Here is a 12,452-nt window from a genome sequence, read left to right as displayed (position 1 = left end):
CCGATGGCGGCTGAGACCTCGGCCTCCAGAAGATCCTGGAAGCCGCGCCGCACGATCTCTGGGATCAAGGCGCCAGCGGTGGTGCCCTCCATGAGCTGACCCAGCTCGGAGGCGCCACTATGGGTAAGGGTCATGGTCTGTGTTCGGTTTGGTGGTAGTGCTCCGAACAGGGTCACAGACCGGCCCACCCATTGCCACAGCTGAACGGTGAGGGAGGCGAGCCGTCAGCCCCGGCTACGCCGGGGCTGATCCCCCCGAGTTACACCACTTGCTGGGACGCCGCTGATCCGATCCTCCCCATGTTCATCTGTCAGGGCCAGGTGCCGGTGCAAGCGCTTGGGTTGGCTCGCAGGGACACAGCGGGGCTCAACCGCTGAGCAGCCAAAACCATCTGCAGCACCGGCAGGGGGGAGGTTGTTGGCCACCAGGGCCGGCGCACACCCACCGCATCCCTCGGCCAGTCCTCACGCCGCGTCAAGGATCAGGCCATGCGCCCTCCGGTGTCGGGCGTCCTTGCCTCGGCGCTGCGGCCGGCCGGTGGGGGTGGGGTTCTTCGCCGTCCTGTCGATGGCTTCCCCCGCTTCCTCCCTCAGCCGCTCTGCCCTGCGGGCCCGCGATGTCCTGGTGCTGGAGCACCTTCCGCTGGCTGATGCCATCGCTTCCGCTGCTGCCCGGCGCCTGTTCCCGCTGGTGGAGCGGGAGGATCTGATCCAGGTGGCCCGCGAGGCTCTGGTTCGCTCCGCTCCCCGCTGCAGAGCCGGCGAGCCCGCTGGGCCCTATCTGCGCCGCTGCATCACCGGTGCCCTGCAGCACCACCTGCGCGATCGGGTGCGGCTGGTGCGGGTGCCACGCCGGCTGCACGAGCAGGGCCAATGCCCGCTGCGGCACCTCAGCCTTGATGCCAGCGTTGATGGCGAGCCCTGCCTGCTCGATCAGCTGGCCGCTCCTGAGCCCAAGCCGTCCATCAGCGAGGCCATCCATGGCCTGGCGCTGGAGCAGCTGGTCGATCAGCTGCCCGCCGCCCAGGCCACAGCCCTGAGGCTCACAGTCCTGGAGGGCCTGTCGCTGCGGGCCGCGGCGGAGCGGCTGGAGATCAGCGCCATGTCGGTGATGCGGGCCCAGAAGAAAGCCCTGGCCGCCCTGCGCCAGCAGCTCTCTGGTGGGGGCTGAGGCCCCTTCTCAGCTCTGCCCTTGGCCTACCTGGCAAAGGCCTATGGAGGGCTGACCGCAGCCGTAGGCGGTGCCCCACTGATGCCGATGGCACCACCGCAGCTGAGCAGCAACACCGCCCCGATCCTGGCTTTGGTCGGCGCTGAGATCTTTTCGCTGATGGCCTTTGTGGGGGTGTGCGAGGCCCGCGCCACCGACATCGCCCTGTGCGAGAGCCGTTGGTCGCTGGCCCTGCCCGCCATTGCCCTGGCCGGCCAGTCGGCCGCCACTTACTTCATGGACTCCGGCCGCCCGGGGGGCAGAGGCCCCATGGCCCCAGGGCCTGGTGGTGGCGGCCCCGATGGCGGCATGCCGGCGCCTGTGGTGCGGCACCTGCCGCCGCGGAACCGGCTTGGTCAGTTCCGCTCCAACAACGACGAGGACGGGGACGATGCGCTGGCTGCTTGATCTGGCCCTCGCCTTCCTCGCCCTGGGCGTCATCGAGGCCTTGGTGAAGCCGGTGGCCCGGCGGTTTGTGCAGCGACGCATCCTGGCCGTAGCACCGCTGCTGTTCCGCCAGCTCGATCCGCTGCTGCCGGCACTGCTGCAGCGCTGTTCCGGCGCTGAGCTTGAGCTGGTGGTGCGCCAGAAGCTGGAGGCACTCACCGGCGAGAGCTGGGCCACGGGCGACCTGGGGCCGCTATTTGCCCTGTTTGACCCGAGGGCGGCAGCTGATCACGCCCTGGGCCAGATGAGTGATGACGCCTTCTCCCGCTGGCTGGAGGGCACGACGCCGGAGGAGCTGGAGCGGTGGAGCCATAGGGGGAGACCGCGACCAAAGGCTCAGCAGCGTTCAGGTTGGTTGAACAGCGGTCTCTGGGAAGAGCTGCAGCAACTTGCGGTCATAGGTCAGCAGCCGGCAACCCAGTTGCTCTGCCAGCACCACGAACTCGGCGTAATAGCTGGAGCAGCCTGAACGGATGGCCAGCTCAAGAACTCTCTGGCCATCAACCTGTTCGGCCTGCAGGCCAAAACGATCAACGGCTTTCTGCCATAGGGCTTGAGCTTGCGCGGCCTCGATCAGTCCCGAGCGCATGTATTTGAGCAGGACGTGGCGAAATTCCGATTGCCACAGCGGCGGCATGCGCCAATCGGGATCGAGACGAAACAGAGATGCAACAGCCTTGTTTTCAGCGGTGGGCAGCATCAGAGCTGCCAGCACATTGGTGTCTGCTACGGCAGTCAATGGCTCTCGCGCTCGGTGGCGGCCACCAACTCCTGAACGGGAATCGGCCCACCAAGAACCTGCGCACGGAGGGTTTCGACATCGCGGAGCCAGGAATCAGCATCAGCCGCTCCGGTCGCCTGACGTGTGAGGCAATCCACGGCTTCGCTGTTCAGGCTGCGACCGTGAGCCTGGGCGCGTTGCTCCAGCCGGCTAAGCACCTCGTCTGGAACGTCGTGCAGGGTGATGGTGGCCATGGCGCCCGGCAGACAGCGACAGGGTGTTGACAGTTTGGCAGTGATTGCGGACTTGGGGGGCCTCCAGCGGATCGGTGGCAAGAGCAGTACGAGGCCGGCCCACCGCCCCGTCAGATCCCGGTCCAGCGCCAGCCATGAGGAAGACCGCCAAGCCCAGCAAGCCGCTGGTGCCCACCAGCAACTACGTCAGCCACTACGCCCCCGCCAAAAGCCACCACCGCGCCTGGCTGCAGGCGGTGCTCGATCGGCTGGTGGCCATTGATCCGGCTGCCCTGTCGGAAGGCAGTGAACTGCGAGACCTGTGGAAGGCAGCGGTCGAAACCAAGGCGCCAAAGGCGCAAGTACCACAGCCGTGGACGGAACAACCGGCCACGGCTGTCACAGGACTCCCGCCAGCGGTTGCCGTCGCCCTCCCCCTGGTCAAGGAGTTCGAAGGCTGCCGGCTCACCGCCTACCCCGATCCCGAAACCGGCGCTGAGCCCTGGACGATCGGCTGGGGATCGACGGCCTATGCCGATGGCCGCCCGGTTCGCCAGGGCGAACGGATCAGCCAGCAGCAGGCCGACGCGTTGCTGCACACCCAGCTGATGCACGACGCCACAGAGCTGGCTGCGGCGTTGCCGCCGGAGAGCTGGCAGGCGCTGAACGTCAACCAGCGGGCTGCCCTGATCTCCTTCTCCTACAACTGCGGGCCCTACTGGTTTGGCAGCCCGGGCTACACAACGCTCACACGGCACATCCGCACCCAGGCGTGGGAGCAGGTGCCGGCGGCCCTGATGCTCTACGTGAACCCCGGCGGCCCCAGCGAGGCCGGTCTCAGGCGGCGGCGCAAGGCAGAAGCTGCGCTCTGGAATGCCAAGCCTGCGGGAGCGGGCGCGATGCCATCTGCACCGGCGGTGCTCCGCCACCCCAACCCGTTGGTGGGAGTGCCCCGGTTCAATCAGCGCGATTCGGCCCAGCTGGCCCAGCGCGATCGCACCTGTTTTTCGTCGAGCTGCGCCATGCTCCTGGAAGCCCTCAAGCCCGGCACGCTCAAGGGCGCCAATGGCGACGATCAGTACCTGGCGGTGGTGCAGCGCTTTGGTGACACCACCGACGCCACCGCCCAGCTCCAGGCCCTGGCCTATTTCGGCGTCACTGCCCGCCTGGTGCAGACCGCCGACTTCCAGCTGATCGAGCAGCAGATCGCCCGCGGCATCCCCGTGCCCTGCGGTTACCTCCACCGCGGGCCGGTGGAGCGACCCACGGGCTCGGGCCACTGGTTGATCGTCTTCGGCCACACCCCCACCCATGTGGTGGTGAACGATCCGTGGGGCGAGCCTGACCTGATCCACGGCACCACCCTCAATGCCAAGGGCATGGGGTTGCGGTTCAGCCGGCTGAACTTTGGGCGGCGCTGGATGGTGGAGCCGATCGGTGGCGGCGCCTACCGCTATGCCCCGGGCAAGGGCTGGGCGGTGGTGGTGGACAGCGTCCGTTGATGAGTTGCGCTGCAGCACTCAGCTGGATCGTGGTAGTCGGGGTGGCGGCGGATCGTCGCTGGGGCTGCTGGGCGGTGGCAGATCAATGCCGTAGCGCTCGGCCACGGAGCTGAGGAAGCCCGAGATGCGATCGAGCTCCGCCTCATAGGCGATGGCCTTGCTGGACATGCCCTTGAGGTGCGCCATGTTGGCGGCGTGGCGGCGGCGCACCAGGGCGATCGCCCACTTGAACTGGCCTTCGGCGCGGGCCTGCTCGATCGCTGCATCCCAGCAGCGCAGCGCTTCCTGCACAAACTCCTGCTGCAGCCGCAGGCGGGCTTCCACGTCCAGCAGCGAGATGCTGCGGCGCTCAGCGGCCGGGGCGGCCTCGATGTGGTGGTGGCAGAGGTCGAGCTGCTGCTCCTGCAGGGCCAGGTCGCAGGCCATCAGCCGCGCCCAGCTCCAGTCGGGGCAGCGGCGGCAGAGCTGATCCCAGAGCTGCAGAGCCAGGGCCCGGTCGGCCTGCACCATCCCCTCCCCGAAGACCTCCTGCAGGTCGTTGCGCAGGCGGGCCATGGCGTCGCCTTCGCTGCGGCTGAGCAGCAGGCCCAGGCGCAGCAGGGCCTCAGGGGTCAGGGCGGCCTGCCAGCCAGCGGTGCAGGTGGTCTTCCAGCTGCTGTAGAGGCTCAGCAGGTCAATGGTGCTGAGGGCATCCAGCTCAGCTCGGTGAACGGCGCTGAGCTGGTCGCTGCAGGCAAGGCGTGCGGCCAGCTGGGGGTGGCCGGTCTGCAGGCAGAGCAGGGCCAGCTGCAGCAGGGCAGCGGAAGGGCTGGCGGCATCGGCCAGCAGGTCGCGCACCTGCTCAGCCAGCTGGTGGGGGTCCGCGTCAAGCTGCATGGGCCAACGCTACGTAGGCAGAGAGGGTCTGGCCAAGGCCGGCGGCCGTGACCAGAACCCAGCAGGCATGCGGTTTCTGCATAAGAGCCGCCTGATACACAGCACTGGGGCCATCTCGGTAGAAACTGGGATTGACGGCGGGTCGGCCCTCCAAAAATGCACCAGCGACCAGCGACCAGCGACCAGGGACCAGGGACCAGCGACCAGGGGTAGCTCATGAAGAGCCAGGCCCTCAAGCAGTTCCTGCAGGCCGTGGCCGCAGACCCAGTGCTGCAGGCCCGGTGCAGCTCTGTGCGGGACCTGGCTCAGCTGGTGCAGCTGGCCCAGGAGGCCGGCTTTGCCATCACCACCAGGGAGCTGCAACTCTGGGCTCATGACGAGGCCTTTGCAGCGCCGTGGTGGCCGTGGGCCAGTGGCGGCAGGGCCCAGCGCACCGCCTTCTTCCGAACCCTGCCGTGAACCCCATGCATCTGCGATGTCGTGCAGGGAGGACGACCTGCTGGATGGGCCGCAACTCGGGTACGGGATGCGCTGCTGCTGCCGAGTTGAAACGGAACTTGACAAGGGTGGACAGGATCCACGCGAGTGGGCATTGGCAGCCACGACCTGCCATGCCTAGGCTCGCTTAGCCATGGCGAGGAGCTCGTTCGTGCAAGCGCCGACTCGACCGCGGTCGATGCCGAGTGAAGCAGTCCTGACCTTGCATGACCAGCACAAGGTCTACTTCGACTTTGCCGAGTTCAAGCCTGAGATTCCCTCTCTGCTGCACCAAGGGTCGCTCGGAGAGGATTGCCTGGCTGTGATCCAACGGCTCGGAATGATTGAGCCGCTCACAGGCGCTTATGTACCCCCTGCAGCGATTGACCCGACGGCAACAAATTTGCGGGAATGCGTTGTTGCCAATGGCCTGCTGAGCCGGAACCGGGCTGTTCTTAAAATCCTGGAGCGCACTTACGGCTCGGTGAGCGCCTTGGCGCAACAGCACATTTACTTGGTAGAAGCGATCAGCGGCTTTGCCAGCTGGATGCGGCGGCGCGTAGGAGATCAAAATCTGATCTGCAGCGAGTTTTTAGAAGAATCTGAAATCCCTGTGAGCGACATCCCTCATCAGGATCTGTGTGAACTTTCCTTCTCGGATCAGTCCTTTGATCTGGTTCTCTGCAATGAACTCTTTGAGCACGTCAGAGACCTTGATCAAGCATTCTCCGAGATCCATCGTGTACTGCGTCCCGATGGGCGGCTGGTAGCCACGTGTCCATTGGCATTTGGGCAGAAGGAATCCATTCTCAAAGCTCGATTGAATCAGCAGACCGGGGAACCCGAAACGATTGGTGAGCCTGAGCACCATGGCGATCCCGTCCGCCCAGGGCACGGTTCTCTTGTTTATCGCATTCCAGGCTGGGAGATCTTGGAACAACTTCAACAAGCTGGCTTCAAGATGACAGCTATTCACCACATCTGCAGCTGGAAGCACGGAGTTTTGGGCTCCGATCTGCCTGGCGTTCTCATCATTGAAGCCCAGCGTTAAGGAGTTTATTCCATGCCAACGATCCAAGAGCGACTTCTTGAAGATCCGTGGGATCCCAATCTTTGGGATCAGCTCGATCAGGAGCGGGCCTCGGCACCACCCGATGCACAGTGGCGCAATGTGCTGCATGCGGCTGGCGAAAAAGCAACGGAGATTCGAGTCTTCATGGATCTTCTGCTGGATGATCAGCAGCAGTTGGCACAAGAAAAGCTCGATGGGCTGGTGACTGGAGGTTTCATCAACATTGCCGAGTGGCAGCTGCTGCAAATTGCCGGTCACCTCTGGCATGGACGGGTTGAGGCGGCGAACCAATTAAGTGCCGACTTTCTTGCAGCCCAACCTGCGGGCTCATCACTGGCCTCTGCCTGCCATCTGCTCCGCAAGGCGACGGTTCAAGGGCGCCTTGGTTCCGCACCCCTGGTCAATGTCCTCAGTGGAGTCTTTGGCTTTGACACAGATCAGCAACAAAGCGAAGACAGTGCTCCAACAAACTGGGGTGCTCCCAATAACAGACCCATTTTGGTTCCAGTGCGGGAACGCCCGGGCTGGAAGGCTGTCCTTGAATGCACAGAGAATGATCCTGAGGCTCGCTTCCTGCTGGAGTACTACCTCTCAGCAATTGATGGCGTGGTGGCCATTCCACGTCCGCTGCTGTGCACAGCTAACCCAGTGGTTTCGGTTGTCATTCCGGTTTACAACCTCTGGCCTTTGCTGCAGAACTGCCTGAAGAGCATCGCTGGTGCGTCCAATAGCGTGCCCTTTGAGGTGATAGTCGCCGATGATTGTTCTACCGATGAGACCAGTGAGCTCCTAAGGCTCAATCCTTGGGTTCGGCACGTGCGAATGGAAGCCAATGGTCGGTTCATTCGCAATTGCAACAATGCCGCCAAGTATGCCCGCGGCCAATATATCTACTTCCTGAATAACGACACTGTCGTTCTCGATCACTGGCTGGATCAGATTCTGACCACCTTCCAGTTGCGCCCCGAGGCAGGCATCGTAGGCAGCCAGGTGCTCTTTCACAATTCAGAGATTCAGGAATCGGGCGGGATCATCTGGCCCGATGGTGAGGCCTGGAACTTTGGCCGCAACTTTGAAAAAGAGCGCGTCTATCAGGTCAATTACGCCAGAGAAGTTGACTATGTCTCGGGCTGCGCGCTGGCCGTACGGCGAGATCTCTGGGAAGAGGTGAATGGGTTTGGAGAAGAATTTGTCCCTGCCTACTGTGAAGATTCCGACCTCTGCTTCAAGATCCGAGCTCTTGGCTTGCAGGTGTGGGTGCAGCCGCAGTCTCGCATTATTCACTTTGAGGGCTTGAGCAATTCCAAGGATGTCGAAAAGGGCCTCAAAGCTTATCAGAAAATCAATCTGCAGAAGCTCAACCAAAAGTGGAAGCTGCCGATTCTCACGCGAGGCCTCAGCAGCACAGCTGACATCCTGCACGCGAGCAATCACCGCTTGCGTACGCACCGCACGGTCTTGGTGGTTGACCACTACGTTCCGCAGCCGGATAAGGATGCTGGTAGCCGCACGGTGCAGGCCTTTTGTGAAGCCTTGATCCAACTGGGCTACAACGTCATTTTTCTACCTGAAAACTACACTGCACACCAGCCCTACACCTCCGATCTTGAGGCGCTGGGTGTGATGGTGCTTCATGGCAACACCGTTGCCAATCATCTCGAGCAGATCCTGCGTGAGCAGCTGCGTCATGTGGACTGCATCCTTTTCAATCGCCCCCATATCACCAAGCGCTATATCGACCTATTGACTGAGGTGTTTCCTGATGCCAAGACTCTGTACTACATGCATGATATGCATGGCCTGCGGGAGCACCTCGCAAAAGCCTCTGCAGGGGCCGGCTGGGGAACTCCCATCAGCCATGAGGGTGCTCAGTTGTTGACGCCCGATGAAGAGAGGATTATCCGCAAGGTGAATTTGGCGTTAACGTGCTCTCCAAAAGAGAAAGCGATGTTGTCTGCCAGCCATGGCAATCTAGGAACGATATGTCCCTATGCGATTCAGATCGTGGCTGAATCGGCAGTGAGGGCACCAGCGGAGAGCACAGCTGAAAGCCAGAAAGATCTTTTGTTCGTCGGTGGCTTTGGGCATACGCCCAATCGCATTGGGATTGAATGGCTTGTGGATCATGTACTTCCGCTGCTTCAGCAAGATTTCCGGGTGCACGTGGTTGGGAGCCGCTGCCCCGACGATCTCAAGGCCAAGCTGGAAGCCCATCCGCTGGTTGTGTTCCATGGGTTTACATCCGACGCCAAGCTCGAGGAACTGCTGAGGCAGACAGTCGTGTCGCTGGCGCCCTTGCCCTATGGCGCTGGCATCAAAGGCAAGGTGGTGGAGGCCTTTGCTGCGGGACACACCGTGATTGGATCGGAGTATGGAATTGAGGGCATGGAGGATGCACCAACGGGGATTTACTTCACATGCACCACGGCCCAGGATTTTGTTGATGCGATCGAGCAGGTCTTCCGGCGCGACCGTGCTGACTGGGCTGACGCGAGCCAGCGTGCTCGCAGCTATGTTGCCGACCGCTTTAACCTCAAACGCATTCAGGCAGTCTTCAGCGAAGCCATTGGCCCAGCCAGACGGGAGGCTGACGTGGCTCGGAGTTTGCTGCAGAAGCAGACTGCGTCGAAAATGGGCGGTTGCACGTTGATGCCATCCAGCTATGGGATTGAGCACGACGGCTGGCTGGTTCGCAATAACCAGCTGGTGCTATCAATTCAGAATGATGCCAGGCAGCTTGCTGTATCGGGCTACTTGCCCGAGGGCGACATGGCGAACTATCACGACTCCATGGAGGTGCATGTGGATGTTTTGTATGACGGTAACGAGAGGCTCTCTTTTGTGCAGCCCGTGAAGCCTGGAATGAATGAGTTCGCCATTCATTTCCCGGCCGGAAAAGATTTATCGGTTGCCGCTATCGAGTTGAACCCTGCTTACCAGATTGAGTTGGTTAATTCGGCGGATCGGCGCGAGCTCAGCATGCTCGTTGTGCGCATCGAAGCCCGATGAGCAGGCGGCCTCTGCTTCGGCGTCATCTGGTGTTCTTTGTATCACGGCAATGGGTCTTGCCCCTGCTGGCTATGTACAATGAACCAAGCAGGAGTAAGCTATATTCATGACCACTTCCGTCCTGCCAAAGCTGGTCCGCGCCCGTGCCCCCCTGCGGGTGGGTTTAGCGGGTGGTGGCACAGACATCAAAGATTTTTACAGTGTTCATGGTGGTGCTGTGCTCAATACCACCATCAACCGCTACGCCTATGCCGAGCTGTCGCGTAGCGAACAGGGCTTTGAGGCTGAGGCCCTAGATGCAGGGATCCATCAACGGATTGCAGACGAACAGCATGCGGCAGAATTGCCGAAACAATTGCTCCTGCATCGAGCTGTATATACCAGGGTGGTGCGCGATTTCAATGGCGGCACACCCCTGGCTTGCCGCCTGAGCACCTACTGTGATGCCCCGATCGGCTCGGGTTTGGGGAGCTCGTCCACGTTGGTGGTGGCGATGCTCAAGGCCTTTGTGGAAGCCCTCAATCTAGGCATCGACGACTATGAGATCGCCGAGCTGGCCTACACGATTGAGCGCGAAGATTGCGGCCTGGCGGGCGGCCGGCAGGATCAGTATTCCGCCACCTTTGGCGGTTTCAACTTCATCGAGTTTGAGCACGACCGCACCATCGTGAACCCGCTGCGCGTCAAGAACTGGTTCCGCTGCGAGCTGGAGTCGTCGCTGCTGTTGCACTTCACCGGCGTGTCACGCCAATCGGCTGAGGTGATTGAAGACCAGACCAAAGCTGCTCACGATCCGCAGGATGATCGCCTGGCCTTCCTCCACAACCTCAAGCAGGAAGCCCGGGCAATGAAGGAAGCGGTGTTGAAGTGTGATCGCGATGGGATTGTGGCTTCGCTGAACCGCAGCTGGCAGAACAAAGCGCGCACCTCCACCAAGGTGAGCAGCCCCGTGATTGAAGAGCGCATTGCCCTGGCCCACGAGCATGGAGCGGAAGCCGCCAAGGTGTCGGGTGCTGGTGGCGGCGGCTTCATCCTGTTCATGACGCACCCCTCCAAGGCCATACAGCTCAGGCGTGCACTGCTGGAAGCAGGCGGGGAAACCAGCTTCTGCTGCCTGAGCGAGCACGGCGCCCAGGCCTGGAGGATCTAGCGATGCCAGCATCTGTTTCCCAGTCGTTCGAAGACGCAGCCCGCACCTATGCGGCTTTGGCTGCAGACAGCCACCTCCACACAACCCTGGAGGCGGTGGTAGAGCTGGTGGTGCGGGCCTTAGGGCAGGGCAACAAGCTGCTGTTTGCCGGCAATGGCGGCAGCGCCGCCGACTGCCAGCACATGGCGGGGGAGTTTGTGAGCCGCTTCATGTTTGATCGCAACCCGCTGCCGGCGGTGGCGCTCACCACCGATAGTTCGATCCTCACGGCCATCGGTAACGACTATGGCTATGAGCAGGTGTTCAGCCGGCAGGTCCGGGGCATAGCACGCGTAGGGGATGTGCTGTTTGCCTACTCCACCTCGGGCAATTCGCAAAATATCGTGGCGGCCCTGCAGGTGGCGCGGGAGTTGCAGGTGGCCACGGTGGGGCTCACGGGTGCCAGCGAAGGGCGCATGAACCCGCACTGTGACCATCTGCTTCAGGTTCCCAGCACCTGTGTGCCCCGCATCCAGGAGGGGCATCTGCTGATGGGCCACACCATCTGTGAGATGGTGGAGGAGCGGATCTTTTCGCCATGACGCAAGCCATGTCGACCCAGGTGTTGATTCTGGCGGGAGGGCTGGGCACTCGCCTGCGCAGTGTGGTGAGCGACCGCCCGAAGGTGTTGGCTGAGGTGGCGGGCCGGCCGTTCATCACCTATCTGCTGGATCAGCTAGGGCAGGCGGGCTTTCGCGCGGTGACCCTGCTCACGGGCTACAAGGGCGAGATGGTGGAACAGCAGTTGGGATTCACGTACCACGGCCTGCAGCTGGGCTACAGCATGGAGACCACGCCGCTGGGCACTGGTGGAGCGATCCGCGCTGCTGCGCGGGTGATCCCTTGTGATCAGCTGCTGGTGCTCAACGGCGACACCTACTTTGATGTGGACTACCGGGATCTGGTGGAGCAGGCAACGCCTGGATCGGATCTGATGGCCTGCCGGCAGGTCTTAGATGTGGGGCGCTATGGAGCGGTGCAGCTGGATGCCTATGGCTGTGTGACGGCATTGGAAGAGAAAGGAGCCGAGGGGCCCGGGCTGATCAATGGTGGGATCTATGTGCTTAATCGGGAAGCCATGGCTTCCTGGCCTGAGGAGGTGTTTTCGATAGAAGCCGAGTACTTTCCGAAGCGCGTAGCGGATGAGCGGCTGTCTGGCATGGCTCATGACTCCGCTTTTATCGATATTGGTGTGCCTGATGATTTGATGCGAGCTTCGGAGGTACTGCCATGAATCGGGCACTTTTTCTTGACCGAGATGGGGTGATTAATGAGGACTATGGTCATGTTCACAAGATTGAAGACTTCCATTTTAGGGAGGGAATATTTGATGTTTGCCTAGCCGCGCAAAAGGCCGGAATGACGATTGCCGTTGTGACGAACCAAGCTGGTATAGGCAGAGGTCTGTACACAAAAGAAGCTTTTCGAAATCTTACTCATTATATGGTTCGGGAATTTTCGATTAGGTCTATATTTATTTCTGGGGTATACTACTGCCCCTTTCATCCCGACCTTGGCTTAGGCCACTTCAAAAAGAACTCATTCTTTAGAAAGCCAAATCCAGGAATGTTTTTAAGCGCCTGCGCCGAAAACAACATCAACCCTAGACTGTCTCTGATGATTGGAGACCGAGATACAGACAGGCAAGCTGCAGCTTCCATCGGCATCCTCTCATATGTTGACGCATCAAGGCGTGACTGGATAAAGAGCGCACTTT

The 12,452-nt window shown here is 61.5% G+C and carries 13 protein-coding genes; 10 read left to right on the top strand and 3 right to left on the bottom strand.

From position 1 onward, the window contains the following. Positions 1–513 precede the first annotated feature (513 nt). Together ACIQ2E_RS07055 and ACIQ2E_RS07050 are read left to right on the top strand one after the other, a co-directional pair. Complete coding sequence (locus ACIQ2E_RS07055; protein ID WP_398328148.1) at positions 514–1,170, top strand: sigma-70 family RNA polymerase sigma factor; 657 nt, start codon at positions 514–516, stop codon at positions 1,168–1,170. A gap of 21 nt (positions 1,171–1,191) precedes the next feature. Beyond that, positions 1,192–1,617 carry a hypothetical protein gene (locus ACIQ2E_RS07050; RefSeq protein ID WP_398328145.1) on the top strand — a complete coding sequence of 142 codons (426 nt, stop codon included), beginning with the start codon at positions 1,192–1,194 and terminating at the stop codon, positions 1,615–1,617. A 385-nt stretch (positions 1,618–2,002) separates the two neighbouring features. On the opposite strand, the gene ACIQ2E_RS07045 is transcribed toward ACIQ2E_RS07050, so the two are convergent. Continuing rightward, entirely contained in the window at positions 2,003–2,356 is a 354-nt protein-coding gene (locus tag ACIQ2E_RS07045) for a type II toxin-antitoxin system VapC family toxin (RefSeq protein ID WP_398328142.1), read from the bottom strand. Positions 2,357–2,391: 35 nt separating this feature from the next. Beyond that, positions 2,392–2,631 carry a FitA-like ribbon-helix-helix domain-containing protein gene (locus ACIQ2E_RS07040; protein WP_398328139.1) on the bottom strand — a complete coding sequence of 80 codons (240 nt, stop codon included), beginning with the start codon at positions 2,629–2,631 and terminating at the stop codon, positions 2,392–2,394. 134 nt (positions 2,632–2,765) lie between these two features. On the opposite strand from ACIQ2E_RS07040, the gene ACIQ2E_RS07035 reads away from it, so the two are divergent. Then, on the top strand, positions 2,766–4,112 hold the full coding sequence (locus ACIQ2E_RS07035; RefSeq protein ID WP_398328137.1) for a glycoside hydrolase family protein: 1,347 nt from the start codon (positions 2,766–2,768) through the stop codon (positions 4,110–4,112). 18 nt (positions 4,113–4,130) lie between these two features. On the opposite strand, the gene ACIQ2E_RS07030 is transcribed toward ACIQ2E_RS07035, so the two are convergent. Beyond that, positions 4,131–4,988, bottom strand: coding sequence for a hypothetical protein (locus tag ACIQ2E_RS07030; RefSeq protein ID WP_398328135.1), 858 nt, complete (start codon positions 4,986–4,988; stop codon positions 4,131–4,133). Between the two features lie 216 nt (positions 4,989–5,204). Between ACIQ2E_RS07030 and ACIQ2E_RS07025 the strand changes: the two genes are divergently transcribed. The 7 genes from ACIQ2E_RS07025 to ACIQ2E_RS06995 form a co-directional block, all read left to right on the top strand. Then, positions 5,205–5,447 carry a Nif11-like leader peptide family natural product precursor gene (locus tag ACIQ2E_RS07025; RefSeq protein ID WP_398328132.1) on the top strand — a complete coding sequence of 81 codons (243 nt, stop codon included), beginning with the start codon at positions 5,205–5,207 and terminating at the stop codon, positions 5,445–5,447. A gap of 217 nt (positions 5,448–5,664) precedes the next feature. After that, the gene (locus ACIQ2E_RS07020) at positions 5,665–6,516 is read left to right on the top strand and encodes a class I SAM-dependent methyltransferase (RefSeq protein WP_398328129.1); all 852 of its coding nucleotides are present in this window, start codon (positions 5,665–5,667) and stop codon (positions 6,514–6,516) included. Between the two features lie 12 nt (positions 6,517–6,528). Next, a complete protein-coding gene (locus tag ACIQ2E_RS07015; RefSeq protein ID WP_398328126.1) occupies positions 6,529–9,546 on the top strand; it encodes a glycosyltransferase in 3,018 nt (1,005 codons plus the stop codon). Positions 9,547–9,652: 106 nt separating this feature from the next. Continuing rightward, entirely contained in the window at positions 9,653–10,696 is a 1,044-nt protein-coding gene (locus ACIQ2E_RS07010; RefSeq protein WP_398328123.1) for a dehydrogenase, read from the top strand. 2 nt (positions 10,697–10,698) lie between these two features. Beyond that, positions 10,699–11,277, top strand: coding sequence for a D-sedoheptulose 7-phosphate isomerase (locus tag ACIQ2E_RS07005; protein WP_398328121.1), 579 nt, complete (start codon positions 10,699–10,701; stop codon positions 11,275–11,277). Next, the gene (locus ACIQ2E_RS07000; protein ID WP_398328119.1) at positions 11,274–11,969 is read left to right on the top strand and encodes a nucleotidyltransferase family protein; all 696 of its coding nucleotides are present in this window, start codon (positions 11,274–11,276) and stop codon (positions 11,967–11,969) included. The genes ACIQ2E_RS07005 and ACIQ2E_RS07000 overlap by 4 nt, the downstream gene beginning before the upstream one ends. Beyond that, positions 11,966–12,452, top strand: a 487-nt coding sequence (locus ACIQ2E_RS06995) for a D-glycero-alpha-D-manno-heptose-1,7-bisphosphate 7-phosphatase (RefSeq protein WP_398328117.1), incomplete at its 3' end; no start/stop codon positions are given. The genes ACIQ2E_RS07000 and ACIQ2E_RS06995, both read left to right, overlap by 4 nt.

This window comes from Vulcanococcus sp. (assembly GCF_044369115.1).
GTDB lineage: Bacteria > Cyanobacteriota > Cyanobacteriia > PCC-6307 > Cyanobiaceae > Vulcanococcus.
The sequence above is the reverse complement of the archived record's forward strand: the minus strand, read 5'-3'. Positions and strand labels throughout refer to the sequence as shown.

What these genes read in the sequence shown, in the direction of transcription:
- ACIQ2E_RS07010 (WP_398328123.1), top strand. Translation starts at nt 9,653, where the DNA reads ATGACCACTTCCGTCCTGCCAAAGCTGGTCCGCGCCCGTGCCCCCCTG.
- ACIQ2E_RS07035 (WP_398328137.1), top strand. Translation starts at nt 2,766, where the DNA reads ATGAGGAAGACCGCCAAGCCCAGCAAGCCGCTGGTGCCCACCAGCAAC.
- ACIQ2E_RS07000 (WP_398328119.1), top strand. Translation starts at nt 11,274, where the DNA reads ATGACGCAAGCCATGTCGACCCAGGTGTTGATTCTGGCGGGAGGGCTG.
- ACIQ2E_RS07025 (WP_398328132.1), top strand. Translation starts at nt 5,205, where the DNA reads ATGAAGAGCCAGGCCCTCAAGCAGTTCCTGCAGGCCGTGGCCGCAGAC.
- ACIQ2E_RS07045 (WP_398328142.1), bottom strand. Translation starts at nt 2,356, where the DNA reads ATGCTGCCCACCGCTGAAAACAAGGCTGTTGCATCTCTGTTTCGTCTC.
- ACIQ2E_RS07005 (WP_398328121.1), top strand. Translation starts at nt 10,699, where the DNA reads ATGCCAGCATCTGTTTCCCAGTCGTTCGAAGACGCAGCCCGCACCTAT.
- ACIQ2E_RS07020 (WP_398328129.1), top strand. Translation starts at nt 5,665, where the DNA reads ATGCCGAGTGAAGCAGTCCTGACCTTGCATGACCAGCACAAGGTCTAC.
- ACIQ2E_RS07030 (WP_398328135.1), bottom strand. Translation starts at nt 4,988, where the DNA reads ATGCAGCTTGACGCGGACCCCCACCAGCTGGCTGAGCAGGTGCGCGAC.
- ACIQ2E_RS07015 (WP_398328126.1), top strand. Translation starts at nt 6,529, where the DNA reads ATGCCAACGATCCAAGAGCGACTTCTTGAAGATCCGTGGGATCCCAAT.
- ACIQ2E_RS07040 (WP_398328139.1), bottom strand. Translation starts at nt 2,631, where the DNA reads ATGGCCACCATCACCCTGCACGACGTTCCAGACGAGGTGCTTAGCCGG.